Annotated in this window: 27 protein-coding genes; 12 read left to right on the top strand and 15 right to left on the bottom strand. The window is 68.0% G+C overall.

What is annotated here, in order from left to right; translation table 11 throughout:
• Positions 1-33: 33 nt before the first annotated feature.
• The 6 genes from AU187_RS08125 (at position 34) to AU187_RS08100 (ending at position 4,406) form a co-directional block, all read left to right on the top strand.
• Positions 34-690, top strand: coding sequence for an ACT domain-containing protein (locus AU187_RS08125; protein ID WP_059166572.1), 657 nt, complete (start codon positions 34-36; stop codon positions 688-690).
• Positions 691-781: 91 nt separating this feature from the next.
• Positions 782-1,393, top strand: a complete 612-nt coding sequence (locus AU187_RS08120) for a DUF4178 domain-containing protein (protein WP_059166530.1) — start codon at positions 782-784, stop codon at positions 1,391-1,393.
• An 8-nt stretch (positions 1,394-1,401) separates the two neighbouring features.
• On the top strand, positions 1,402-1,905 hold the full coding sequence (locus AU187_RS08115) for a DUF2617 family protein (protein ID WP_059166529.1): 504 nt from the start codon (positions 1,402-1,404) through the stop codon (positions 1,903-1,905).
• Entirely contained in the window at positions 1,902-2,336 is a 435-nt protein-coding gene (locus AU187_RS08110) for a DUF4247 domain-containing protein (RefSeq protein ID WP_059100094.1), read from the top strand. The genes AU187_RS08115 and AU187_RS08110 overlap by 4 nt, the downstream gene beginning before the upstream one ends.
• A 34-nt stretch (positions 2,337-2,370) precedes the next feature.
• On the top strand, positions 2,371-2,826 hold the full coding sequence (locus AU187_RS08105; protein WP_059166528.1) for a DUF350 domain-containing protein: 456 nt from the start codon (positions 2,371-2,373) through the stop codon (positions 2,824-2,826).
• A complete protein-coding gene (locus AU187_RS08100; RefSeq protein WP_059166527.1) occupies positions 2,823-4,406 on the top strand; it encodes a polyamine aminopropyltransferase in 1,584 nt (527 codons plus the stop codon). The genes AU187_RS08105 and AU187_RS08100 overlap by 4 nt, the downstream gene beginning before the upstream one ends.
• 3 nt (positions 4,407-4,409) lie before the next feature.
• On the opposite strand, the gene AU187_RS08095 is transcribed toward AU187_RS08100, so the two are convergent.
• Both AU187_RS08095 and ligA read right to left on the bottom strand, forming a co-directional pair.
• Positions 4,410-4,664, bottom strand: a complete 255-nt coding sequence (locus AU187_RS08095; RefSeq protein ID WP_059099570.1) for a metallothionein — start codon at positions 4,662-4,664, stop codon at positions 4,410-4,412.
• Positions 4,665-4,758: 94 nt separating this feature from the next.
• Entirely contained in the window at positions 4,759-6,831 is a 2,073-nt protein-coding gene (gene ligA / locus AU187_RS08090) for an NAD-dependent DNA ligase LigA (RefSeq protein WP_172800190.1), read from the bottom strand.
• 88 nt (positions 6,832-6,919) lie between these two features.
• On the opposite strand from ligA, the gene AU187_RS08085 reads away from it, so the two are divergent.
• Positions 6,920-7,324 (top strand): MmcQ/YjbR family DNA-binding protein, encoded by a 405-nt coding sequence (locus tag AU187_RS08085; RefSeq protein WP_059166525.1) that lies wholly within the window; start codon positions 6,920-6,922, stop codon positions 7,322-7,324.
• Positions 7,325-7,362: 38 nt separating this feature from the next.
• A complete protein-coding gene (locus AU187_RS08080; RefSeq protein ID WP_059166524.1) occupies positions 7,363-8,979 on the top strand; it encodes a 4-coumarate--CoA ligase family protein in 1,617 nt (538 codons plus the stop codon).
• On the opposite strand, the gene AU187_RS25400 is transcribed toward AU187_RS08080, so the two are convergent.
• From AU187_RS25400 to AU187_RS08060, 4 genes are all read right to left on the bottom strand, one after another.
• Positions 8,980-9,798, bottom strand: a complete 819-nt coding sequence (locus tag AU187_RS25400) for a hypothetical protein (RefSeq protein WP_156442339.1) — start codon at positions 9,796-9,798, stop codon at positions 8,980-8,982. It abuts the gene before it with no gap.
• 157 nt (positions 9,799-9,955) lie between these two features.
• Entirely contained in the window at positions 9,956-10,276 is a 321-nt protein-coding gene (locus AU187_RS08070; protein WP_059166522.1) for an ArsR/SmtB family transcription factor, read from the bottom strand.
• Entirely contained in the window at positions 10,273-10,767 is a 495-nt protein-coding gene (locus AU187_RS08065) for an SRPBCC family protein (RefSeq protein WP_059166521.1), read from the bottom strand. Before AU187_RS08065 ends, AU187_RS08070 begins: the two co-directional genes overlap by 4 nt.
• A gap of 159 nt (positions 10,768-10,926) precedes the next feature.
• Positions 10,927-11,937, bottom strand: coding sequence for a uroporphyrinogen decarboxylase/cobalamine-independent methonine synthase family protein (locus AU187_RS08060; RefSeq protein ID WP_059166520.1), 1,011 nt, complete (start codon positions 11,935-11,937; stop codon positions 10,927-10,929).
• A 58-nt stretch (positions 11,938-11,995) separates the two neighbouring features.
• Between AU187_RS08060 and AU187_RS08055 the strand changes: the two genes are divergently transcribed.
• Complete coding sequence (locus AU187_RS08055; RefSeq protein ID WP_059166519.1) at positions 11,996-12,640, top strand: sensor domain-containing protein; 645 nt, start codon at positions 11,996-11,998, stop codon at positions 12,638-12,640.
• Between the two features lie 5 nt (positions 12,641-12,645).
• On the opposite strand, the gene mnmA is transcribed toward AU187_RS08055, so the two are convergent.
• The 7 genes from mnmA to AU187_RS08020 form a co-directional block, all read right to left on the bottom strand.
• Complete coding sequence (gene mnmA / locus AU187_RS08050) at positions 12,646-13,713, bottom strand: tRNA 2-thiouridine(34) synthase MnmA (RefSeq protein ID WP_059166518.1); 1,068 nt, start codon at positions 13,711-13,713, stop codon at positions 12,646-12,648.
• Positions 13,713-14,909, bottom strand: coding sequence for a cysteine desulfurase family protein (locus AU187_RS08045; protein WP_059166517.1), 1,197 nt, complete (start codon positions 14,907-14,909; stop codon positions 13,713-13,715). Before AU187_RS08045 ends, mnmA begins: the two co-directional genes overlap by 1 nt.
• A gap of 44 nt (positions 14,910-14,953) precedes the next feature.
• Positions 14,954-15,784, bottom strand: coding sequence for a lysophospholipid acyltransferase family protein (locus tag AU187_RS08040; RefSeq protein ID WP_059166516.1), 831 nt, complete (start codon positions 15,782-15,784; stop codon positions 14,954-14,956).
• The gene (locus AU187_RS08035) at positions 15,781-16,632 is read right to left on the bottom strand and encodes a GNAT family N-acetyltransferase (protein ID WP_059166515.1); all 852 of its coding nucleotides are present in this window, start codon (positions 16,630-16,632) and stop codon (positions 15,781-15,783) included. Before AU187_RS08035 ends, AU187_RS08040 begins: the two co-directional genes overlap by 4 nt.
• A 98-nt stretch (positions 16,633-16,730) precedes the next feature.
• Positions 16,731-17,477 carry an SDR family oxidoreductase gene (locus AU187_RS08030; RefSeq protein ID WP_059166514.1) on the bottom strand — a complete coding sequence of 249 codons (747 nt, stop codon included), beginning with the start codon at positions 17,475-17,477 and terminating at the stop codon, positions 16,731-16,733.
• Between the two features lie 90 nt (positions 17,478-17,567).
• Positions 17,568-18,524: an electron transfer flavoprotein subunit alpha/FixB family protein gene (locus AU187_RS08025; protein WP_059099549.1), complete on the bottom strand. Its 957-nt coding sequence runs from the start codon at positions 18,522-18,524 to the stop codon at positions 17,568-17,570.
• Between the two features lie 48 nt (positions 18,525-18,572).
• A complete protein-coding gene (locus AU187_RS08020) occupies positions 18,573-19,364 on the bottom strand; it encodes an electron transfer flavoprotein subunit beta/FixA family protein (RefSeq protein ID WP_059099548.1) in 792 nt (263 codons plus the stop codon).
• 195 nt (positions 19,365-19,559) lie between these two features.
• Here AU187_RS08020 and AU187_RS08015 point away from each other — a divergent pair, with 195 nt between their 5' ends.
• The 3 genes from AU187_RS08015 to AU187_RS08005 all read left to right on the top strand — a co-directional run bounded on the left by AU187_RS08015 (position 19,560) and on the right by AU187_RS08005 (position 23,222).
• Positions 19,560-20,339, top strand: a complete 780-nt coding sequence (locus tag AU187_RS08015; RefSeq protein ID WP_059166513.1) for a class I SAM-dependent methyltransferase — start codon at positions 19,560-19,562, stop codon at positions 20,337-20,339.
• The gene (locus AU187_RS08010; protein WP_059166512.1) at positions 20,336-21,871 is read left to right on the top strand and encodes a 1,4-alpha-glucan branching protein domain-containing protein; all 1,536 of its coding nucleotides are present in this window, start codon (positions 20,336-20,338) and stop codon (positions 21,869-21,871) included. The genes AU187_RS08015 and AU187_RS08010 overlap by 4 nt, the downstream gene beginning before the upstream one ends.
• 109 nt (positions 21,872-21,980) lie before the next feature.
• Entirely contained in the window at positions 21,981-23,222 is a 1,242-nt protein-coding gene (locus tag AU187_RS08005; protein WP_156442338.1) for a glycosyltransferase family 4 protein, read from the top strand.
• Between the two features lie 179 nt (positions 23,223-23,401).
• On the opposite strand, the gene AU187_RS08000 is transcribed toward AU187_RS08005, so the two are convergent.
• Together AU187_RS08000 and AU187_RS07995 are read right to left on the bottom strand one after the other, a co-directional pair.
• On the bottom strand, positions 23,402-24,076 hold the full coding sequence (locus AU187_RS08000; RefSeq protein ID WP_059166511.1) for a methyltransferase family protein: 675 nt from the start codon (positions 24,074-24,076) through the stop codon (positions 23,402-23,404).
• 43 nt (positions 24,077-24,119) lie between these two features.
• Positions 24,120-25,721: thioesterase domain-containing protein (locus AU187_RS07995; RefSeq protein ID WP_156442336.1), on the bottom strand; the 1,602-nt coding region annotated here is incomplete at its 5' end.

The following is a 25,721-nucleotide window of genomic DNA, read 5'->3' as shown; positions in this document are numbered from 1 at the left end:
GCCTAGTCACCGCGTTGTGCAACAGTGTTGCGCGTGCCTTCGTACCTGCTACGGGTCCAGCTGGAGGATCGACCGGGCAGCCTCGGTTCGCTGGCCGTGGCGCTCGGATCGGTGGGCGCCGACATCCTCTCGCTCGACGTGGTGGAGCGGTCGGCCGGCTATGCCGTCGACGATCTCGTGGTCGAGCTGCCCGCCGGCGCGATGCCCGACATGCTGATCACCGCCGCCGAACAGATCAAAGGCGTCTACGTCGACTCCGTCCGTCCACACACCGGGCTGCTCGAGGCGCACCGCGAACTCGAGCTGATCGACCACATCGCCGCCGCGGACCGCGGCGACAAGCTGCAGGTTCTCGCCGACGAGGCACCCCGGGTGCTCCGGGTGGGCTGGACCACGGTGGTCCGGCTGGCCGAATCGGGACCGGAGCGCGTCGTCGGCAGCCCGGGCGCACCCGAGACGCAGGCAGCCCAGACGCCGTGGTTGCCGCTCGACCGGGCACGCGCCCTGGACGGCGACGCCGATTGGGTGCCCGAGCTGTGGCGCGACATGGCGACCACGCTGGCCGCGGCCCCGCTCGGCGATCCGCGCACCGCAGTGGTGTTGGGCCGCCCCGGTGGACCCCTCTTCCGCCCCTCGGAGGTCGCCAGGCTCGGCTATCTGGCAGGCATCGTCGCGACGATTCTGCGCTGACTTGCGCGTACGGCGCGGCTGTTACGGTGACAACGATCCCATCAACCGCACCGCACACTGCTGAACGTCGCGGCCGATCGGAAGGTTTCGCGTGGACACGCTGCTGATCGTGCTCGCCGTCGTACTGCTCCTCGGGGCGGTCGTTGTGTTGGTGATGGCGCTTCGACGGCCGAAGAAGCCGAAAGCCCCGACCACGCGAGAAGATCCGCTCAAGTTCGCCGCCACCATGCCGCAGTTCGGCCCCCGCCAACTCGGGCCCGGCGCGATCGTCGCCCACGGCGGAATCGACTACGTCGTCCGCGGCACCGCCACGTTGCGGCAAGGCCCGTTCGTGTGGTGGGAGCATCTGCTCGAAGGTAGTTCCGAGCCGGTGTGGTTCAGCGTCGAAGAGGACGAGGGCCGACTCGAACTGGTGATGTGGACGCGACGCAAGGACGCGTCGCTGCAACCCGGTGGCGACCTCGTCCTCGACGGAATCAGCTACCGCGAGATCGAGCGCGGCCGCGCATCGTTCACCACCGAGGGCACCACCGGACTGCCCGCAGGCGGCGAGATGGAGTTCGTCGACTACGCCGACGCCGACAAGACGTCATTCCTCGGATTCGAGCGGTGGGCTGCGGACATGCCGTGGGAGGTGTCGGTCGGGAAACCGGTGCTGCCCGGCGAACTCACGGTGTATCCCGCGCCTCCGCCCACCGAGTAGGACGCCGGGTGCCGTTTCACCGACTGGTAGTGAACCCGGCCGACGTGTCGGGAACGACGCTGCGGCTGGCGTTGAACTCTCCTGCACCGCGGCCGCTGGCGACCTTGCCGCTGGCCCGTCCCGACGGCAGCACGCTTGTGCTCGGCGTGCTCGGCGCATCGCATCTGGTCACCGTCGAACATTCGAAACACCCGTTCTCCGAGGAGGTTTCGTGCACAGCACACACAGATGCCGCCTTGCCCGGCTGCGCCGTCGCGCCCGGTTACCGCATCGAGTCCCGCACCGAAACGCATGACACTGCCGGTTTTCGCAGGCTCGCGGAGAAGCTGCAGATCAGGTGTGAGCGGATGGACGGATGGCTCGGCGGTGTGTTCCCCGGTGACGATGCCGCACTGACGGCACTGGCCGCCGAAGCCGACGGCACCGGATGGCGTTGGCGGACATGGCATCTTTATCCCGACGGAGCCGCAGGTGGCACGGTCGTCTACACCAGCAGCCGGTGGCGGCCGTGAGCCGCACCGCGTTGTTCTGGCTGGCCGGCGGGCTCGCCGTGGCGGGCATCGCATGCCTGCTTCTCGGTATCTCGTTGCAGAACCGCGACATTCGTACGTACGTCGCCGAGAACTACGCCGCGTACTCCCACGGCGCGGAGGCCAGCAGCTACGAATGCACCGGCTCGCCCGCCGAAGTGGCCGACCGGCTTGCCGACTACCGGCGTCCGGAGGCGCGGGCCACCGACCGCGGTATCGAGTATCTGCGTTACGAGGACGACATCGTGATCGTCGGGCCCGACGGCAACCGTCCGTGCACCATCCGGGTCGAGGACGTTCGCGGCAGCAGATACAGCGGGGGCGGGTTCATCTTCCTCGGACCCGGGTTCTTTCCCGGGTCACCCGCCGGCGGCGCGGGCGGCAGCCCGGGCGGACCGGATGGGACGAAATGACCCGCGCATCGAGGCCAACCGGTAAGGAGAACCCATGAATCTGGCGGTCGAATTCGGCACCATCAGCGGCGAGAGCCTCGCTCAGAATGTGGTCGCCGCGATCCTGTACTTCATCGTCGGCGTCGCCGTTCTCGCGGCCGGTTTCGCCATGGCCGACCTGCTGACCCCGGGCAACCTGCGCCGGTTGGTGTTCGTCGAGCGGCGGCCCAACGCGGTTGCGGTCGCGTCGGGAATGTATGCCGCCCTCGCCATCGTGGTGATCTCGGCGATCGTGGCCAGTGCCAACGAACTCGGCCAGGGACTCGTCGACGCGGCGGTGTACGGCCTCGTCGGCGTGGTGCTGCAAGGCCTGGCGCTGGTCGTGCTGGAGGCGGTGGTGCCCGGACGTTTCCGCGACCTGATCGCCGAGGAACGGTTGCACCCCGGCGCCGTCGCCACCGCCGTGATGCTGATCGCCGTGGGAGGGGTGAACGCCGCCGCGCTGTCATGACGGTGACCGATCACGACGCTCCTTCACCGGCACCGCGGCTGGCAGGTTCGGCGACGCGCTGGCGCGCGGTGTTGCTGGCGGCAGTGGCGGCGTGCGCGGCGTGCGGCATCGTCTACGAACTGGCACTGCTGACGCTGTCGACCAGCTTGCACGGCGGCGGTGTCGTGGCGATGTCGCTGATCGTCGCCGGCTACGTCGCCGCGCTGGGCGTCGGCGCGTTGCTGGTGAAGCCGCTGCTGCACCGCGCCGCGGTCACCTTCATCGCCGTCGAGACGGCGCTGGCGATCGTCGGCGGATTGTCGGCGGCCGCACTGTATGTCGCGTTCGCGTTCGTGGGCGGCTCGCTGTGGGTGCTCGCGCTCGGCACCGCGCTGATCGGCTGCCTCGTCGGCGCCGAGGTGCCGCTGCTGATGACGCTGCTGCAGCGCGGACGGACAGCAGGCGCCACCGACACCGGCCGGGTGCTGGCCAACCTGAACGCCGCGGACTATCTGGGGGCGCTGATCGGCGGGCTGCTGTGGCCGTTCCTGCTGCTGCCGTACCTGGGCATGATCCGTGGCGCCGCCGTCACCGGGATCGTCAACCTCTCCGCGGCGGCCGTGGTGGCGGTGCTCCTGTTGCGCCACATCGTCAGCGCGCGTGAGCTGGCCGCGTCCCTGATGGTGCTGGCGACCGCGCTGGCCTTGCTCGTCACGCTGCTGGTGCGCGCCGACGGCATTCAGGCCTCGACGCGCCAACGGCTCTACGCCGACCCGATCATCGCCCATGAGCATTCGGCGTACCAGGAGATCGTGGTCACCCGCCGCGGCGACGACATGCGACTGTATCTCGATGGCGGACTGCAGTTCTCGACCCGCGACGAGTACCGCTATACCGAAAGCCTGGTCTACCCGGCGCTCGCAGACGACGCCCGGTCGGTGTTGATCCTCGGCGGCGGCGACGGGCTGGTGGCGCGGGAAGTGTTGCGCGACAAGGACGTCGACACGATCGTGCAGGTGGAGTTGGATCCCGCGGTCATCGAGATGGGGCGCACCACATTGCGTGAGGCGAACGGCGGCGCGCTGGACGATCCGCGGGTTCAGGTGGTGATCGCCGACGCGATGACGTGGCTGCGGGACGCGCCGCGCGACGTCGCGCCGGGCGGATTCGACGCGGTGATCGCCGATCTGCCCGACCCCGACACCCCGGTGCTGGGACGGCTGTATTCAGTGGAGTTCTACGCGTTGATCGGCCGCGCGCTGGCTCCGGACGGTCTGTTGTCCGTGCAGGCGGGCAGCCCGTTCTCCACCCCCACCGCCTACTGGCGCACGGTGTCGACGATCCGGGCCGCCGGGTACGCGGCGACGCCGTACCACGTGCACGTGCCGACGTTCGGCGACTGGGGCTTCGTGCTGGCCCGCCGCGGGCCGACCGCGCCGAGGCCGACGGTCCCCACCGACGCCCCGCCCCTGCGCTATCTCGACCAGCGTGCGCTCGACGCCGCCACGGTGTTCGGCGGCGACATGCGGCCCCAGTCGTTGGAGCCCTCGACGCTGGACCACCCGCGCATCGTCGACGATGTGCGGCGCGGCTATCGGTGACCTTCAGCCTCCGGCGGGCACCGGGTAACGGTCATTGACGTCGGCGTTGCTGTCCTTGCGCGCGCAGTGCGCACAGCAGAAGATCGCTTCCTCGGTTTCGATGCCGTGGCCGAGGATGCGGCATCCGCAGTGGGCGCATTCGGGTGCCACCTGTACGGCGGCGCACTCGATGCTGTCGAACGTCGCGTTGCGGCCGTCGGGCCATGTCACGGTGAACGCCTTGTCGTAGTCGTTGCCGCAGGTATCGCAGATAGCCATCACAACTCCTTGTCGCCTCGAACCTGTCGAGTGCCCGGTGGAGGGGGCAGACAAACGCCGGAGCGCTCGAGATCGAAGGCCGCGGAGCGCGTGCTCAGATCCCGTCGGGCCCGTTCTCCAACAGCCGCGCGAACCCGTCTTCGTCGAGGATCGGCACGCCCAGCTCGACGGCCTTGTCGTATTTCGAGCCGGGAGAATCGCCCGCGACCACATAGGCGGTCTTCTTCGACACCGAGCTGGCCGCCTTTCCGCCGCGCGCGACGATCGCCTCTTTCGCGTCGTCGCGGGAGAATGCGGTCAACGACCCGGTGACGACGATCGAGAGTCCCTCGAGGGTGCGCTCGACGGTCGGGTCGCGTTCGTCGGCCATCCGCACCCCGGCGGCGCGCCACTTGTCCACGATCGCGCGATGCCAGTCGACGGTGAACCATTCGGTCACCGCGGCCGCGATCGTCGGGCCCACGCCCTCGACCACCGACAGCTCGGCCTCCGACGCCGTCATGATGGCGTCCAGGCTGCCGTACTCGGTGGCCAGGGCGCGGGCAGCCGTCGGACCGACGTGCCGGATCGACAGCGCGACGAGTACCCGCCACAGCGGTTTGGACTTGGCCTCGTGCAGGTTCACCAGCAACCGCTTGCCGTTGGCCGACAGGTTGCCGTCCTTGGTCCGGAACAACTCGGTGCGCAGCAGGTCCGCACTACCGAGCGTGAACAGGTCCCCCTCGTCGGCGATGACGCCGGCCTGAAGCAGAGCGGTTGCAGCCTCATAGCCCAACCCCTCGATGTCGAACGCGCCGCGGCCCGCGACGTGAAAAACCCGTTCGCGCAACTGCGCTGGACACGACCGGGTGTTCGGGCAGCGGATGTCGGCGTCACCCTCTTTGGCCGGCGCCAGCTTGGTGTGGCACTCCGGACAGTGCGTGGGCATCACGAACTCGCGTTCGGAGCCGTCGCGCAGATCCACAACCGGGCCGAGCACTTCGGGTATCACGTCACCGGCCTTGCGGATCATCACCGTGTCGCCGATGAGCACGCCTTTGCGCTTGACCTCGGACGCGTTGTGCAACGTGGCCTGGCTGACCGTCGAACCGGCCACCTTGACCGGCTCCATCCACGCGAACGGGGTCACCCGGCCGGTGCGCCCGACATTGACCTTGATGTCGAGCAGCTTGGTCTGCGCCTCTTCGGGCGGGTACTTGTAGGCGATCGCCCAACGCGGCGCCCGTGACGTCGATCCGAGGCGGCGTTGCAGTGCGACGTCATCGACTTTGACCACCACACCGTCGATTTCGTGTTCCACGTCGTGGCGATGCTCACCCCAGTAGGCGATGCGCTCGGTGACCGCGTCCATGCCCGCGACTCGAGCGGTGTGCTCGGAGACCGGCAGACCCCACGCCTTGAGCGCCCGGTAGGCGTCGTGCAGGGTCTTCGGCCGGAAACCTTCGGCGCGGCCCAGGCCGTGACAGATCATCCGCAACTTGCGCCGCGCCGTGACGGCGGGACTCTTCTGCCGAAGCGAGCCGGCCGCGCTGTTGCGCGGATTGGCGAACGGCGGCTTGCCCTCGGCGACCAGTCCGGCGTTGAGTTCCTCGAAGTCGGCCACCCGGAAGAACACCTCGCCCCGCACCTCGAGAACCTTCGGGACAGGGAATTCTTTTGTGCCGGTGAGTCTTTCGGGAACATCGTCGATGGTGCGGGCGTTCAGCGTGACGTCCTCACCGGTGCGGCCGTCCCCTCTGGTGGCGGCGCGTTCCAGGCGCCCGTCGCGGTACACCAGCGACAGCGCCACGCCGTCGATCTTGAGCTCGCACAGGAAGTTCGCATCGTCTCCGATCTCGCCCTTGATTCGGCCCGCCCACGCGGCCAGTTCCTCCGGCGTGAACGCGTTGTCGAGGCTCAGCATTCGCTCGAGGTGCTCGGCGGCGGTGAAGTCGGTGGCGAAGCCGGCGCCGCCGACCAACTGCGTCGGCGAGTCCGGGGTACGCAGCTCCGGGTGGTCGTCCTCGAGGGCCTGCAGTTCGCGCAGCAGCTTGTCGAACTCGGCGTCGGTGATGATCGGCGAGTCACGCACGTAGTAGCGGAACTGATGCTCGCGCACCTCGTCGGCGAGCTCCTGCCAGCGGCGACGCACGTCCGCGTCGGGTCCGTCGTCGGCCTGTGCGGCCAGCGTCGTCTCGGGATCGGGCGTTGCCTCGGGACTCACTCTCGCAGGCTAACGGAGCGGCCCGACAGGACCGCACCATTACCCTGGCCCCATGCCGCACCCGATCATGTTCCGCGACGACGACCCGGTACTGGCGCGGGTGCGGGCGGTCGCGCTGGCGTTCCCCGAGGCCTACGAGAAGGTGTCGCATGGCAGGCCGGCGTTCTTCGCCGCGAAGATGTTCCTCATGTACGGCGGCAGCGTGCGACCCGAGACCGGGGGCGAATACCTCCAGTACCCGCAGTCCATCATCGTCAAGGTCGACCAGAGCGACCAGCAAGCACTGCGCCAGGATGGCCGGTTCTTCTACCCCGCTTACCTGGGCCCGTCGGGTTGGCTGGGCCTGGACCTGACGGCCGCGAAGAAGGCCGACTGGGCTGAGGTACGTGAGCTGATCGATGCCTCATACCGGCTGACCGCTCCGAAGAAGCTCATCAGACAGCTCGACGAAGTTTGACCCGGTAGCCGGCAGGCCATGATTCGATCGGAGGCGCCATGAGTTTCGCGAGCCCGTTCCCCGAAGTCGACATTCCGTCCACCAGCGTCTACGACTATCTGTTCGGTGGCCTTGCCGACACCGATGCCGAAGCCGACCTCGATCGCGTCGCGCTCGTCGACGCGAAGTCCGGGCGACAGACCACCTACCGCGAGATGGTCGCGCGCGTAGACGCGTTCGCGGGCGCGCTCGCCGGCCGCGGCATCGGCGTCGGCGACGTCGTCGGTCTGCTTTCGCCCAACAGCTCGGGGTTCGCGGTCGCCTTTCACGGCATCCTGCGCGCCGGTGCGACGGCCACCACCATCAACGCGTTGTTCACCGCCAAGGACATCGCCAAGCAGCTGACCGACTCGAACGCCAAGATGCTGGTGACGGTGTCGCCGCTGCTGGCGCAGGCCAAGGAAGCGGCCGCGGCCGTCGGAATTGCCGACGACCGCCTCGTCGTGCTCGACGGCGCCGGCCGACACGCCGACGGGCATCCCAACGCCGCCGACCTGATGGGCCCCGGGCAGCCGCCACCGCGGGTGAGCTTCGCGCCGTCGTCACACTTGGCGGTGCTGCCGTACAGCTCGGGAACGACCGGAAACCCCAAGGGCGTCATGCTCACTCACCGCAACCTGGTGGCCAATGTCGCCCAGATCCGGCCGCTGCACGGGATGGTCGCCGACGACACGGTGCTGGCCGTGCTGCCGTTCTTCCACATCTACGGGATGACGGTCCTGCTCAACGCCGCACTGCATGCGCGTGCCCGGTTGGTCATCATGGGTAGCTTCGACCTCGCCGACTTCCTGGCCAACATCCAGAATCACCAGTGCACGATCGCGTTCATCGCACCGCCGGTCGCTGTGGCGCTGGCCAAGCATCCACTGATCGATGAGTACGACCTGTCGTCTCTGAACGTCGTGATGTCGGGAGCGGCCCCACTGGACGCCGACCTGGGCCACGCCGTCGCAAAACGCCTCGATTGCCGCGTCGTGCAGGGCTACGGCATGAGTGAACTCAGCCCGGTCAGCCACATCACGCCGTTCGACGGCGGCCAGCAGGAGATGAACATGGTCGCGCCGCTCAGCTCGGTCGGCTGGACGGTGTCCAACGCGGTGTCGAAGATCGTCGACCCCGAGACCGGTGACGAAATCGACCCGCCCGCAGACGGTCTGAGCGAAACCGGCGAACTGTGGTTCAAGGGCCCCAATGTGATGGCCGGTTATCTCGGCAACGAGAAGGCCACCCGGGAGACGATCGACGACGCGGGCTGGTTACACACCGGCGACCTCGCCCAGGTCGACGCGAACGGCTGCGTCTACATCGTCGACCGGCTCAAGGAGTTGATCAAGTACAAGGGCTATCAGGTGCCTCCCGCTGAACTGGAGGCCGTGCTGCTCAGCCATCCCGACATCGCCGACGCCGCGGTAATCGGGGTCAACGACGCTGAGGGCGAAGAGATCCCGAAGGCGTTCGTGGTCAAGCGATCCGGCGCCGAGTTGACCGAAGACCAGGTGATCGAGTTCGTCGCCGGCCAGGTGGCGCCCTACAAGAAGGTCCGCGAGGTCGCGTTCATCGACGCGGTGCCGAAGTCGGCGTCCGGAAAGATACTTCGCAAGGACCTGCGTGCTTGATCAGGGCCGGCGTATCCGTTCGGCGGCCTGCGCCGCACGCGCCTGCCAGTAGCCTAGCACGGCGCCCGCCGCCGGGATGAGCAGCAACCCAGCGACGCCCCACAGCGGGTCGGTCGACCCGGCGCCGGGCGCGACGACGAACTGCCGCGCGCTCGCCGGCGGCGTGGCCACCCGGTGCACCCACGCCGGTGCGGGCGTCGGCGGTGGTGGTGGCGGCGGCAACGGGGGTGGCGGCGGCGGGGGATCGGCGGGTGCCGGTGCGGGAGCCTGCCGACGCGGTTCGGGTCCGCCGCTCTGGATTCCCGGTGAACGTCCGTTGCCGAACGTCACCTGAGGCGGGTCGAATGCCGACCCTCCTGCGCCGGGCGCATCTGATCCGGCGGGCGAACCTCCGCCGCCCGCGCCGCCCGACGGGATTTCGCTGCCTGCGATCGACTCGCTGACGACGGGCCCGCCGCTGACCGCCGCCCGGTCAGCCGATCCGCCGCCGACCGCCGAGCGTCGCGCCGCATTCGAGTCGTCGGCGACCGCCGACCGGTTACTCGACGACAACTGGGGTAGGTCCTCGCGGCCGGACCCGACCCGTGACGACGGACTGCCGCCGGTCTTCTCGGTGCCGCCGCCACGGTTGCTGGTGCCGTTGCGGTCGCCGCGGTCATGATCACGTCGACCGCTGCCGTCGTCGTCATTGTCCGACCCGCGACCGTGATTGCCACCACCACGGTCGGAGCTGCTTCCCCGGTCGGAGCCGTGTGAATCGCCGGGATGCGCCGATGCGACGGCAGCGCCCCACCCGCCCAACAAAAGAACGGCGGACACCGCTCCGACACCTGCCGCGAGGCGCGGATTCACTCGGGGCACCATTCCTCTCGGGCAAAGAAGATCGACGACGCGTGCGAAGCATTCTTGCACGCGGGCCAACTCCACATCCCGCGTCTGGACATAACGCGCGCAAATCGTCCAGCGAACCGCGGCTTCAGTCCTCGACGTAGGCGCGCAGCCGGTCGATTGCGCGGTCCCACCGCTGCGACAGCTTCGCGAGGTATTCGCTCGCGTCGCCCAGCGAGGCGGGTTGCATCCGCCAGATGCGCTCGCGGCCACTGCGTTCACTGCTCACCAGGCCCACCGATTCCAGCAGCAGCAGGTGTTTGGTCGTCGCCTGCCGGCTCACCGGCACCACCGCGGTGATCTCGGTTGTCGAACACGGTCCGCCCTCGCACAGTTGGGTGACTATGCGCAGGCGGTTGGGGTCGCCGAGTGCGTTGAAAATGGGGGCTTCGACCGGTGGGGCGCTCACACCGTCTCGCTGATGGCGAGGTACTTGCGCACGAGTTCGACCTGCGCGGCCCAGCCCTCGCTGTTGCCCTCGAAGGCCGATGCGCGGCGCTCGGCGGGGAGGGCGTCGAATCCGGATTCAACGATGCGCAGCAGCACTCCGTCGGCGGTCTCTTCGAGCGTGAACTCCACCAGCGTGGTCGGTTCGTCGGTGACGTCGACGCCTTCCTCGACGCCGTAGGGGTGCCAGCGGAACGCCAACCGCCGTTGCGGCTCGACCGCCTCGATGTGCCATGCGTCGGCCGTGCCCGCATACGGCTCCTGAGCCTTGGCGACGTCGGCGTCGACCACCGTCGGGGTCATGACGCCGGTCACCGACCTGCCGGCCACGAACGGTCCGTCGAATCGCACCCCGAACCACTGCCCGAACTCGTCGGCGTCGCTGATCGCCCGCCAGACGCGCGCGAGCGGCGCCTTCAACAGAACTTCCTTTTCGATACGATCCGTACTCATATGCAACCTCCTGGTTGCGCCTCACCGTATCGCTTGTCGCGACTTAATGCAACCATTTGGTTGCGTTTCCTTTCGTGCCGGCTGGGATCTCGCGCGAATTCTGCAGGAGGGCAGCGATTCCGACGAAGCACAGCCCTCGTGCCGATCTCGAGACCGGCGTCAGATCGCGTCGGGATCCTCGGCGAAGGCGTCCGCCGTTTTCTGCGCCAATCCGATCGCTGCGCGTGCCCATTCGGCGGTGGTGCCGGCCAGGCCGCACGCCGGCGTGATGCCGATGCGCTCGCTCAGTACGGAACGGGTGAAACCCAGCCGATCGGTCACCGAGGTCGCGGCCCGGGCGATCTCTTCGACCGACGGTCGGACGTCCGGAGCCGTCGAGGGCACCACGCCGAACATCACAGTGCGCCCCGCGTCGACGAATTCACCGATACCGTCGAGGTCGGCGGCGACAAGCGTGGTCGTGTCAACGGAGACAGCATCGACATAGCTGCGCTGCAACGCTTTCCAAGGCACGCCCGATGCGCAGCTGTGCAACACCACGGGAGCGCCCACCGCGGCGACGCACTCGTCGAGCAGGCCGACGGCCACCGGCTCGTCGACCGGATGCACCGGCGTCAGACTGGTCACCCCCGTCAACCGGCCCTCCAGCGCGGCGGGTAACAGGGGCTCGTCGAATTGCACCACGACCGCCGCGTCCAACCTGCGCGCCACCTGTGCCCGGTGCGCTGCCACCCCGTCGGCCAGCGAGGCGGCCAGGTCACGCACCGCGCCGGGATCGGTGAGCGCGCGGTGCCCGTTGGCGAGCTCCAATTGCGCCGCAAGTGTGACGGGACCCGGCGCCTGGACCTTGACGGTGCGGCCTCCGCCACGCAAACCCGCCTTCTCCCAGGCCTCCTCGAGCGCGTCGAGATCCTCGTCGAGCAGGCTCAGCGCCCGCCTTGCCGCGGCCGTGCGGCCCGACGCGATCCGATAGCCGCGTGGGACGGTGTCCATGCCGATGTCGACGAGCAGCGCCGCGGCCCGCCCGATCATGTCGGCGCCCACGCCGCGGCCCGGCAATTCGGGCAGATGCGGCAAGGTGTGCAATTCGCCGATGACGATCTCGGCGGCCTCGCGTGGCGACGTCCCCGGCCACGACCCGATGCCGGTGGCTGCGGCGAAGGCATTCACTCGTTTGACAGTATTCGATCGGGCTAATCTCGGTCCGGAAGGGTTCGGAAGAACGCACATGCCCGCAGTGCTGAGAACGATCGTGCTGTGGTGTGCGACGGCGGCGCTCACGGCAGCGTGCACGCAGAGCATCAGTGGTCACGCGATTCGAGCCGTCCCCGGCATCGACGACGACTCGCTGTCGCCGATCGACGTCGAAACGATCATGCTCGACCAGTCGCAGATGCGCGCAATCACCGGTGCCGGCGAGGATCTCACGATCATCCCGACGATGGACGGCAAGACTCCGGTCGACATCGAGCCCCTGGCCGAGAGTACTCCCCCGCAATGCCAATGGATCTTCGCCGAAACCCAGACGTTCGGACCCGACGTCGAGGAGTTCCGCAAGACCACCTTCCAGCACCCGCCCGACGGCGGGCTCATCTCCGAGGGCGCGGCCGCCTACCGCGACGCCATGACCGCGCGCCGGGCCTTCGATGATCTAGCCGCCCTCGTGGAGGGGTGCAGCGCAACGGCTTTGGGGTCGATGTTCGTCGGCGATTGGACGATCGGTGCTGACATCCTGCAAACCCGCCCGGCAGGCGCCTGCGGTCGCGACTACCGGGTGAAGTCGGTCGTGCTGGTGGAGGTGACCGCATGCCGGTTTCCCGACTCCGTGCCCGAGATCGTCATGACGAACATCCTCGCCAATGTGCCCGAATAGCGCGGCTATCGGGTGATCGTCGCGCTGCCCAGCACCTCGTCGCCGGCGGGGTCGGGGCGGTACAGCACCATGGTCTGGCCGGGTGCCACACCGCGCAGCGGAGCGCGCAGGTCGACGGTCAGCAATCCGTCGCGAAGCGCGGCCACCCCGTCGCCGAGGCCGCCGTGCGCGCGGACCTGCACCTGGCATTCCACCGGACCCGTGGGCGCCACACCGGAGGTGAAGATCGGCCGCTCACCGGTCAACGTCCACACGTCCAGATCGGCGGCGTCACCGACGCGCACCGTCGCGCTGTCGGGGTCGATCTCGGTCACATAGCGCGGCCGCCCGTCGGGACCGGGCCCTGCGATGCCCAGCCCTTTGCGTTGACCGACGGTGAACCCGTGCACACCGTCGTGTTCGGCCAGCACCGTGCCCGCAGCGTCGACTACCGAGCCCCGCCGGACCCCGATCCGGGCGCCGAGGAACGCGCGTGTGTCGCCGGAGGGGATGAAGCAGATGTCGTGACTGTCCGGCTTGTCGGCGACCGCAAGACCGCGGCGCGCGGCTTCCTCGCGGATCTGCGGCTTGGGCGTGTCTCCGACCGGGAACACGGCGTGGCGCAACTGTTCTGCGGTCAGGACGGCCAGCACGTAGGACTGGTCCTTGTCTGCATCGACCGCACGCCGCAACCGTCCCTCGGACAGCCGCGCATAGTGACCGGTGGCCACCGCGTCGAAACCCAGCGCCAGCGCTCGGGCTGCCAACGCGGAGAACTTGATCCGTTCGTTGCACCGGACACACGGGTTCGGGGTCTGGCCGCGCGCATAGGAGGATACGAAGTCGTCGATGACGTCTTCTTTGAAGCGGTCGGCGAAATCCCAGACGTAGAAAGGGATACCGAGTACATCGGCAACTCTGCGCGCGTCGCCGGCGTCCTCTTTCGAGCAACAACCGCGAGATCCGGTGCGCAAGGTGCCCGGCGCGGCCGACAACGCGAGATGCACACCGACCACGTCGTGGCCGGCGTCGACCATCCGGGCGGCGGCGACCGACGAGTCGACACCACCGCTCATGGCCACGAGTACCTTCATCAGTCGACCACCCCCGAACTGGCCAGGGCGGCTTGCCGGGCACGGTCCACCGCGGCGGGGAGCACCGCGAGCGCAGCGTCCACGTCGTCCTCGGTGCTGGTATGGCCCAAGGAAAGTCGTAGCGAACCGCGCGCGCTCACCGGGTCGGCGCCCATTGCGATCAGTACGTGCGAAGGCTGCGCGACACCGGCGGTGCACGCCGACCCCGTCGAGCACTCGATACCCTTGGCGTCCAGCAGCATCAACAACGAGTCACCTTCGCAGCCGCGGAATGTGAAGTGCGAATTGCCCGGCAGCCGGTCTGCTCCCGTCGCCCCGTTGAGGTCGACGTCGGCGATGGTTGCCAGCACACCCTCGACCAAGCGGTCACGTAGCGCCGAAACCCGCACGCTGTTGGTCTCCAGCCCTTCGACCGCGACCTTCGCCGCCGCGGCCATCGCGACGGCGCCGGCAACATACGGTGTGCCCGAACGAACGTCGCGCTCCTGACCTCCGCCGTGCAGCAGCGGCACGCAGGCGGTGTCGCGGCGCAGCAGCAACGCGCCGATCCCGGTCGGCCCGCCGAACTTGTGCGCGGCGATGCTCATCGCCGACAGTCCGCTCGCCGTGAAGTCGACCGGAATGTGGCCGACCGCCTGGACAGCGTCGCTGTGCATCGGCACATCGAATTGCGCTGCGACGGCCGCAAGTTCGGCGATCGGCATGATCGTGCCGACCTCGTTGTTGGCCCACATCACCGACACCACTGCCACGTCGTCGTGATCTTGCAACGCCTGCCGCAGCGCAGCCGCTGTCACCGAGCCGTCCTGTTCGACGGGCAACCAGGTCACCTCGGCGTCCTCGTGCTCGACCAGCCACTCGACGGAGTCGAGCACGGCGTGGTGTTCGACCGGGGTGGTCACGATGCGCCTGCGGCGCGGGTCGGCATCCCGGCGCGCCCAGTAGATGCCCTTGACGGCCAGGTTGTCGCTCTCGGTGCCGCCCGCGGTGAAGATCACCTCCGACGGGCGCGCGCCGAGCAGCTGGGCCAGCGTCTCGCGCGACTCCTCCATCCGCCGGCGCGCCGCGCGGCCGGTTCCGTGCAGCGATGATGCGTTGCCGACCGTGGCCATCGCAGCCGTCATCGCGTCGATGGCAGCGGGGTGCATCGGCGTGGTGGCGGCGTGATCGAGGTAGACCGGCTTGTCCGAGGTCATAACCAGTCAAGAATAGCCGCCGACCCGGTCGGCCCCCGATTCGCTCAGGCCGCGAGCGCGTGACCGGCCGAGCGTGGCGTGGTGTCGCCGCGCACCGCGCGCTCACAGCGGGCTGCCAGGTCACGACGGTCGGCACCGGGCAGCTGCAGGGACTCGACCTGCACCCGTACCACGGTGCGCTTCGCGGTGATCAGGCGGCGGATCGACGCGAGCAGTGTGTCGTCGCCCACATACGCCGCGACCGTGGACGCCCTGCCGTCGCGGTGGTGGTAGCTCAGCCGCAGCGGTTGGACCGGCCGGCCCGCGTCGACGGCGGCCTGGAACATCGCGGGCCGGAACCGGCCGTAGCCCAGGCCGCAGTAGGTGGTGCCCTCGGGAAAGGCCACGACGGTCTGGCCCGCGCGCAGGCCGCTCGCGATGGTGTCCACCACATCGGGGAGCCGCCGCAGATTGCCCCGCTCGATCGGTATCACCTTCAACAGCCGGGCCAGCACGCCGAGACCGGGCCAGTTGATGAGTTCTGATTTCGCGACGAACCGTCCCGGCAGTACCGAGCCGATCACGAAGATGTCCACCCAGGACACGTGTCCGCTCACCACCAGAACGCCGCTGAGGTTGCGAATGGGTCCGCCCGACACCGTGGTTCGCACGCCGAGGCCACGCAACAGGAGCCGGCAATAGCCGCGCTGGAGGCCGGATCGGCCCGGGGCGGGGACCGCCAGTAGCGGCGCGAACGCCAGCAGCGTGACCGCGAAGACGAGACGCAGCGCGGCACGGCACGCGACGACCATCCGCCGACCGGCCTGGCCGGCCCCGGCGCTGACGCAGCTCGCGTCGCACGCCGCCCGCGGCACCCAGCCGTTGGCGGTGCTCACGACCCGATCCCGTCGGCCGCGGCGGTGGCCGCGCCGACGGTCCTCAGCCTGCGCAGGTACCTGATGTCGGCGCGACGTTTGTCGAGTAGCGCCGGGAAGTCGCCGACCCCGAAGTCGGGATCGTGCGCCGGTTCACCGCAGATCTGCGCACCGAGCCGCAGATATCCCCGCATCAATGCGGGCACGGCCACCCGGGCGGGTGGCTCGATGTCGTCGAGCCGTCTGCCGTCCACGGTCACCGGCCGATACGGATGCACGGTGTACTGCGCCGGGGCGGCGTGCCGGCGACGGACGAAGTCGCGCACACCGCGGATCTGTGCTCCGGGCACCTGGCCCTCGGAGCCCCGGACCGGTACCGACACGCATCCGGTCACGTAGTCATAGCCGCACCGGTCGAGGTACGCCAGGATCCCCGCCCACATCAGCAGCACCACCGCGCCGTTGCGGTGATCCGCCCGCACCACCGCCCGGCCCATCTCGACCAGGCCGGGACGCAACGGATCGAGCCCGCGAACGTCGAATTCGGTCGCGCTGTACAACCCTCCGGCGGCGGCCGCGCCCGCCGGCGGCAGCATCCGGTAGCAGCCGACCAGCTCGCCGGAGCCCTCCTCGCGCACCAGCAGGTGGTCGCAGTGCTGGTCGAAGCGGTCGGCGTCCAAGCCGACGGTGTTGCCTTGCAGGGCGAATCCGGGTTCGGAGGTGAACACCTCGTGGCGCAGACGCTGCGCGGTCTCGATGAGCGTGGCGTCCGTCGACAGCAGCAGGGTGTAGCGGGGCACGGGCGTGGAAGAAGCCGCCCGCCCGTGGTCGATTTCGTCCGGGGCGATGAGTACAGAAGCAGTGCTCATGGCTGCACGGTCGCCCAGTCGCATCTACAAGTGGCATCGGGCGCATGACGTGTCTGTGAGCGCTAGGTGACGAATTGGTCGCGCAGAGCGCGCTGCGATCAGCGACTCGTGGAAAGCCAGTCAGAAAACCGCGTGCTCGACAACACCCCGTCCTCGCCGGTGACGAGGCTCGAGTCGTCGACGCGCGTGCCGAAGTAGGTGCCCTGTGCGTCGACGACCACGGGCGTATCAGCGCCCTGCGCGGCCAGCACGGCGCGCGCGAGGTCGGCGAAGCTCATCTTGTCGGGGCCGCCGACGTTGAGGACACCGTTGACCGGTCGGCCCTCGGCCGCACGGGCGACCTCAGCGGAGACGTCGGCGGCCGCGATCGGCTGAATGCGTCCGTCCGGTGCCCTGACGTCCCCGTCGACGATCAGCGATCCGACGATCGCCTCGGCGAATTCGTGGAACTGCGTCGCGCGAACGATCGTGTACGGCAGCCCCGACTCGGCGACGATCTTCTCCTGGGCGACCTTGGCGCGCATGTAGCCGCTGTCGGGCAGCAGATCGCATCCCACGATCGACAGGGCCACATAGTGGCCGATGCCGCGGTCGTGGGCGGCCGCCACCAGGTTCGTCGACGATGCCGTGAAGAAATCCATCACCGGGCCGTCGTCGAAGGACGGTGAATTCACCACGTCGACAAGGACATCGGCGTCCGACAGCGCTTCGCCGAGACCCTCGCCGGTGACGACGTTGGCGCCCGTGGACAGCGATGCCGCGGTCACCTGATGACCGTTCGCGCGCAGCAGGTCGACCACTTTCGAACCGATCTGCCCGGTGGCCCCGATAACCGTGATCTTCATGTCGGAGATTGTCCGCCTTGTTAGCCGTCCAGATACGCCAAACCCCGGTGCGCGATGCACCGGGGTTTGCGTAGCGCGAATCGCCCTCGATCAGCCCTTGCGGGCCTTGACCGCCTCGGTCAGCTGCGGGGTGACCTTGAACAGGTCTCCGACGATGCCGAGGTCGGCGATCTCGAAGATCGGCGCCTCTTCGTCCTTGTTCACCGCGATGATCGTCTTGGACGTCTGCATGCCGGCGCGGTGCTGGATCGCACCCGAGATGCCCAGCGCGATGTACAGCTGCGGCGACACCGTCTTGCCGGTCTGGCCCACCTGGAACTGGCCCGGGTAGTAGCCGGAGTCGACGGCCGCACGCGAGGCACCGACGGCGCCACCGAGCGAGTCCGCCAGTTCCTCCACCACGCTGAAGTTCTCGGCGCTGCCGACACCGCGGCCGCCCGAGACGACCACGGTGGCCTCGGTCAGTTCCGGGCGGTCGCCCGCGACGGCGGGCTCGCGCTTGGTGATCTTCGTCGCGTTCTCCGCCTGCGCGGGGACCTCGATGTCGACGACCTCGCCTGCACCGTCGGCGGGTTCGGCGTCGACGGACCCGGCGCGCAGCGTGATCACTGGGACCTCACCGGTGGACTCGGCCTCGACGGTGAATGCACCACCGAAGATCGAGTGGATGCCCTTGCCGCCCTCCTGGACGTCGACGACGTCGGTCAGCACACCGGCACCGATGCGGGCCGCCAGGCGCCCGGCGATCTCCTTGCCGTCGGCGCTGGAAGACAGCAGCACGCCCGCGGGCGAGGCGGATTCGACCAACGAGGCCAACACGTCGACCTGCGGGGTGATCAGGTAGTTGTCCGCGTCGTCGGACTCGGCGACGTAGATCTTGGCCGCGCCGGCGGCCTTCAGGCCGTCGACGAGCGGTTGTGCGGTGCCCGGCGCGCCGACGACGACGGCCGAGGGCTCGCCGAGCTTGCGAGCCGCGGTGATCAACTCCGAGGTGACCTTCTTCAGCGCACCTTCGGCGTGCTCAACGAGCACGAGTACTTCAGCCATGAGTGTTTCTCTCGTCTCTTGTGTTCGGAAGTCAGAAGGAATGATCTGCTAGATGATTTTTTGAGCGACCAGGTACTCGGCGATCTTCGTTCCACCGTCGCCTTCGTCGGTCACCTTCTCGCCCGCGGTCTTGGGCGGCTTCGGCGTCGACGAGAGCACCTTCGATCCGGCGTTGGCCAGACCGACCTCGTCGGCCTCGACACCGATCTCGGCGAGGGTGAGCTTGGTGACTTCCTTCTTCTTGGCGGCCATGATGCCCTTGAAGGACGGGAAGCGGGGCTCGTTGATCTTCTCGTTCACGCTCACCACGGCGGGCAGCGGCGCCTCGACGGTGAACACGCCGTCGTCGGTCTCGCGCTCGCCGGTCACCTTGCCGTCCTCGACGGTGACCTTGCGCAGGTGCGTCAACTGCGGCAGGCCCAGGTACTCGGCGATGATCGCGGGAACCGCGCCGCCGGTGCCGTCGGTGGCCTCGTTGCCGGCGATGACCAGTTCGGTGCCCTCGATGGTGCCCAGCGCGCGGGCCAGGGCCCAGCCGGTCTGGACCATGTCCGAGCCGTGCATGCCGTCGTCGATGAGGTGCACGGCCTTGTCGGCACCCATCGACAGCGCCTTACGGATGGCCTCGGTCGCGCGCTCGGGGCCGGCCGTAAGCACTGTCACAGTGCTTTCGCCGCCTTCCCGCTCCTTGATGAGCAGCGCTTCCTCGACCGCGCGCTCGTTGATCTCGTCGAGCACCGCGTCGGCGGCCTCCCGATCGAGGGTGAAGTCGCCGTCGGTCAGCTTGCGCTCCGACCAGGTGTCTGGGACCTGTTTGATCAGGACCACGATGTTCGTCATGAGTCTGGTTCGTCCTCCTCGAAGGGACCGATGGTCGGCCCGCAATACCACGCTTTGAGCAACCACCACCATGTTACTCGTCGGTAACTTGCGGTGGTTCGCAGGAACACCATAGCGGGTCGAAGTTCGTGTTCTAGCAGCACGTAGGCGGTGAACCGTTCGTCTGTGGGCCGATTCACGTTAGCCTGCCTTGCAATGAGCGCATTTGTTACCGACGGTCCGGACCTCCCCCTGACCGGGGAACGCACGGTTCCGGGACTGGCGGAGGAGAACTACTGGTTCCGCCGCCACGAGGTCGTCTACGAGCGGCTGGCCGAACGCTGCGCGCAGCGCGAGGTGCTCGAGGCGGGCTGCGGTGAGGGCTACGGCGCCGACCTGATCGCCGATGTGGCCCGCCGCGTGATCGGTCTCGACTACGACGAGTCGGCGGTCGCCCACGTCCGCGCACGGTATCCGCGGGTGGACATGCGCCAGGGAAACCTCGCCGAGCTACCGCTCGCCGACGGTTCGGTGGACGTCGTCGTCAACTTTCAGGTCATCGAACACCTCTGGGATCAGGGGCAATTCGTGCGCGAATGCCTGCGTGTGCTGCGTCCCGGCGGCACCCTGTTGATCTCGACGCCCAACCGGATCACCTTCTCCCCCGGTCGCGATACGCCGATCAACCCGTTTCACACCCGTGAGCTCAATGCCGCCGAGTTGACCGAACTATTGACCACGGCCGGTTTTTCGGTGGAGGCGATGCTCGGTGTCTTTCACGGCCCGCGGCTCGTCGAGCTCGACACCCGGCACGGTGGATCGCTCATCGACGCCCAGATCGCCCGCGCGCTGGCCGATGCGCCGTGGCCCGAAGACCTGCTCGCCGACGTGGCGTCGGTGCGTAGCGACGACTTCGATCTGGTGGATGCCAGCGATCGCAACAGCCCCGATATTGATGACAGCCTGGACCTGGTGGCGATCGCGGTGTCGCCGTGACTTCTGCGGAACCCGTACCGGGGCTGTTCACCTTCGTCCTGCACACGCATCTGCCGTGGCTGGCTCATCACGGCCGCTGGCCCGTCGGCGAGGAATGGCTCTACCAGTCGTGGTCGGCGGCGTACCTGCCGCTCATGCGGGTGCTGCGGACGCTGGCAGCAGAAGGCCGCCGGCACCAACTGACCCTGGGCATGACGCCGGTGGTGACCGCGCAACTCGACGACCCGTACTGCCTCACGGGTATGCATCACTGGCTGGCGAACTGGCAGCTGCGGGCACTCGAGGCGACCACGCTCGGGGATACCTTGCGCCAGTTGGGCCTTCGTGAGCACGCCGAAGCCGAGCAGGCAATCGACGACTTCGCGATGTTGTGGTCCCACGGCGGCAGCCCGTTGCTGCGCGAGCTGATCGACGCCGACACCATCGAGCTGCTCGGCGGACCGCTGTCGCATCCGTTCCAGCCGCTGCTCAACCCGCGGCTGCGCGAGTTCGCCCTGCGCGAGGGACTCGCCGACGCCCGACTGCGGTTCGCTCACACCCCCGTCGGCATCTGGGCCCCGGAATGCGCTTACGCGCCGGGGATGGAGAGTGACTACGCCGCAGCAGGAATCGGCCACTTCATGGTCGACGGACCGTCGTTGCACGGTGACACGGCGCTGGGCCGCCCGGTCGCTGCCTCCGACGTCGTCGCGTTCGGCCGGGATCTTCAGGTCAGCTACCGGGTGTGGTCGCCGAAGTCCGGTTATCCGGGGCACGCCGCCTACCGCGACTTCCACACCTACGACCACACCACCGGACTCAAGCCGGCCAGGGTGACGGGCCGCAATGTGCCGTCGGAGGCGAAGGCGCCGTACGACCCCCAGCGTGCCGACCGCGCAATCGACTCCCATGTCGCCGATTTCGTCGAGGTGGTCCGGCAGCGCCTGCGCGACGAGAGCGCACGCATCGGACGCCCCGCCCACGTCATCGCCGCGTTCGACACCGAATTGTTCGGCCACTGGTGGTACGAGGGCCCCGTATGGCTCGAGCGGGTGCTGCGCGCACTGCCCGACGCCGGTGTGCGCGTCGGCACGCTGGCCGACGCGAAGAGCGACGGTTTCATCGGCTCACCGGTCGAATTGCCGCCCAGCTCTTGGGGTTCCGGTAAGGACTGGCAGGTGTGGGCCGGCGAGCAGGTCGCGGACCTGGTGCAGTTGAACACCGAGGTCGTCGACAGTGCGCTGACCACCGTCGACAAGGCGCTCGGTGGGAAGACCGGGTCGTTCGGCGCACCCGCCCCTCGCGATTTCGTCGCCGACCAGATCCTCCGCGAGACCCTGCTCACCGTGTCCAGCGACTGGCCGTTCATGGTCAGCAAGGATTCCGCGGCCGACTACGCGCGCTACCGCGCGCATCTGCACGCCCACGCGACCCGTGAGATCGTCGACGCCCTGGCGTCCGGCCGCGACGAGCAGGCCCAGCGTCTCGCCGCAGGCTGGAACCGCGCCGACGGCCTGTTCGGCGCGCTCGACGCCAGGCGGTTACCGCGATGACCCACAGTTTCGCGAGCGACCGTGTTCCCCTCGCAAGCGGTGGGCCCAGCCCACCGACACGCCGCGTGATGTGTGCATTTTCGGGTCACTCGGCAGGAGTCGAGCGACCGTGAAAATCCTGATGGTGTCGTGGGAGTACCCGCCGGTCGTCGTCGGCGGCCTCGGACGCCATGTCCATCACCTGGCGACTGCGCTGGCCGAGGCCGGCCACGAAGTCGTCGTCCTCAGCCGTAGACCAACGAACACCGATCCCAGCACGCATCCGTCGACCGATGACATCGCCGAGGGGGTGCGTGTCATCGCGGCGGCGCAGGACCCGCACGAGTTCGACTTCGGCAGCGACATGATGGCCTGGACGTTGGCCATGGGTCACGCGATGGTCCGTGCGGGCCTGGGCATCCGGGATCGGCGCGGCCGGTCGTGGCGCCCCGACGTGGTGCATGCACACGACTGGCTGGTCGCCCATCCGTCGATCGCACTCGCCGAATACTTCGACGTACCACTGGTTTCGACCATTCACGCCACCGAGGCGGGCCGGCATTCGGGATGGGTGTCGGGCCGCATCAGCCGACAGGTGCACGCCCTGGAGTCCTGGGTCGTGCACGAATCCGACTCACTCATCACGTGTTCGAGGTCGATGAGCGACGAGATCACCGAGCTGTTCGGCCCCGGCTTGGCCGAGACCCGTGTCATCCGCAACGGAATAGACGTCGCGCGTTGGCCTTTCGCCGAACGCACGCCCCGCACCGGACCCGCACAGCTGCTGTACGTGGGCCGCCTCGAGTACGAGAAGGGCATTCACGACGCGATCGCGGCGCTGCCCCGTATCCGGCGTACTCATCCCGGGACGACGCTGACCATCGCCGGCGAAGGAACACAACAGGACTGGCTCGTCGAACAGGCGCGAAAACACAAGGTGCTCAAGGCGACGTCGTTCGCCGGCCACCTCGATCACGACGCGCTGGTGCGGCTGCTGCACACCGCCGACGCCGCCGTCCTGCCCAGCCACTACGAGCCGTTCGGCATCGTGGCGCTGGAGGCGGCGGCCACCGGGATTCCGTTGGTCACCTCGGACGCCGGCGGTTTGGGGGAAGCGGTGATCAACGGGCAGACCGGCGTCTCGTATCCCCCGCGGGATGTGGCCGCGCTCGCCGCGGCAGTGCGCTCGGTCCTCGACGATCCGCAAGCCGCCCAGCGTCGCGCAATCGCCGCCCGTGACCGGCTGACCTCCGATTTCGAATGGCACACGATCGCGGATGAAACCGCTCAGGTGTACCTGGCCGCCAAACGGCGCGAACGCGAGCCGCACCGACGCCGTGCGATCGTCGAGCACGCGCTACCGGGTCGCTAGACCAGATGGTCGCGCGGTCACCATATGCTTTTCAGTGCCAGGTCAGACGCCGTCCAGCGCAGCTCTCGGTGTCGAACCAGCGGCGTGCGCGCGACACGGATTCCGGCCAGTGTTGATAGGCACCCTCTCACCGAACGGTCCGCGAGAAGCTCACCAGCGCTGAGGCACGGTTGGAGCTCTCACCACATGCATGGCACCAGGCGAAAACGAACCTTTCGCATGTACTCGCGGTAGCCGTCCAACTCATCCTGGAGCAATTTCTCCTCGTCGTGGATGCGCGAAGCGAATACAACGAGCCCGGGAATGACGAACAGGAGTGCCCAGTAGGACCCGAGCGCAAGGGGGATGCCCACCATGATCATCACGCTGCCGCTGTACATGGGGTGCCGCACCAGCCCGTAGAGACCGGTGGAGACGAGTTTCTGGCCTGCTTCCACCTGGACGGTTGCGGCCGCGTAGCTGTTCTGGATGACCACCAGCATCGCTACACCAACTCCAGCCGCCACCAGAACAGCGCCAACCAGGCAGATCGCGGTTGGTACATCCGACCAGCCGAAGCGGTGGTCGAGGCCGCTGACCACGAACATCGCCGCGGCGGTCAACCATGCGCAACCCGCAACGACCTTTTGCACCATCCGCGTCTCCGCCGTCGGCCCGCCACGCGTCCGGCGCTGAAGCGCCGCGGGATTCGTACGCTGCAAGTAGATGCCGGGGATCCACGTCGGGACGACCAGCGCCGCCAGCAAAACCCATGCCTGCCAGTATTTGAACGTGCCGGCCGGCAAGAACAACAGCAAGCCCGACACGGCCAGCCATACAACGCTCAATACCACCGCCTGAGAAATGATTTTCACGGGTGCTCCTTGTCGTGGATGCCGGAAGTTGCGGCGCCCATCGCTATGCCGGAAGGTCGTGGATAGGTGTGTCCGCCGTACTGTTGGAATGCTCATCGACCAATGAGGGTTCGAGTTGGCTGCCGTACTTGCTGATCGATTCGGTAGTCAGCATCTCGTGATGCGTACAGTCGACGGCGTACACCGCGACGTCGCCAGCAACGTAGGGTCGCCAACTCGCCAGAAGAGACGAACTGCGATCGCGCTCATCCCTTTCGGCGGAGAAGATCACTACGTCACCGTCGAAGACGCGTGGTTCGTGATCTCGATACAGCGCCATGTTCGTATTGAAATTCTGAACGAAAAATTGCAGGAACTGTTCGTATCGAGATGATTCGACTGCTCCTCGTTCGCGAATCAGTTCTTCTATCCGCTCATAGCCAAGCGACTCGTTCTGTTCGGGAAGGCCTATTCGATAAAATCGCAAGACTTCTTCGCGTACGCGCTCCTCGATCAAAGCACCGTCGGGTGGGGTGACGCCGCTATCGGTACTGGGCTGAGCGTCGAGAAGGAAAAGCTGTGCGATTACGTGTCCGCGTCGCTGGAGCTCGATGGCGATTTCATGGGCAACGACGCCTCCGAGAGACCAGCCGAGAAGGCGGTACGGCCCCGTCGGGTCGACCGCTTGGATCCTGTCGGCATAGTTTCTTGCCATATCGCGAATTGACCGGGGTTCGGTTTCTCCGTCCTGCAAGATTTGTTGAATTCCGATGATCGGGCAGTCCAAGTGATTTCCAAGGGACTGGTACTGCCAGCTGAGCCCACTAGCCGCATGAATGCAGAACAGCGGAAGGCCGGCGCCGTCCTTCAAGGGTTCGATGGGAACTATTTCAACCCGGCTGGAATCCCTGCCCAACTGCTCGCTCAGGCTTCTGACGGTGGGTGCTTGGAAGAGGGTGCGTATTGCGAGGTTGGTGTTGAGGGTGGTGTTGAGGGCGGCGATCAGGCGCATTGCCTGTAGTGAGTCGCCGCCGAGGTCGAAGAAGGAGTCTACGACGCCGACGCGCTCCAGGCCCAGGGTCTGGGCGTAGATGTTGGCCACGATCTGCTCGGTCGGGGTCACCGGGGCCCGGTACCGATCGCCATCCTGGTAGTCAGGGGCCGGCAACGCGCGGGTGTCGAGTTTGCCGTTGGGGGTCAACGGCAGGTTGTCGATCCCCACCACCGCGGCCGGAACCATGTAGGCCGGCAACCGCTCAGCCAGCACGCTGCGCGCGTCGGTCGGGTCGGCGGTGCCGGTGATATAGCCGATCAGGCGTTTGTCACCGGGGCGGTCCTCGCGGGCGATCACCGCCGCCTGGGCCACCCCCTCCAGGGCGGCCAGCGCCGTCTGGATCTCGCCGAGCTCGATGCGATACCCGCGGATCTTGACCTGCTCATCAGCGCGGCCCAGATAGTCCAGCTGCCCATCAGCGCGCCAACGCACCAAATCCCCGCTGCGATACATCCGTTGCCCCGGCGCACCGAACGGGCACGCCACAAACCGTGACCCGGTCAACGAAGCCCGCCGCCAATACCCGACCCCCACCCCGGCGCCGGCCACATACAACTCCCCGACCACCCCCGCCGGCACCGGCCGCAACCACCCATCGAGCACAAACAACGC

This window comes from Mycobacterium sp. IS-1556 (assembly GCF_001499985.1).
Taxonomy (GTDB): Bacteria; Actinomycetota; Actinomycetes; order Mycobacteriales; family Mycobacteriaceae; genus Mycobacterium.
Note: the sequence above shows the minus strand (reverse complement) of the source record. Positions and strands in the feature narration are given on the sequence as shown.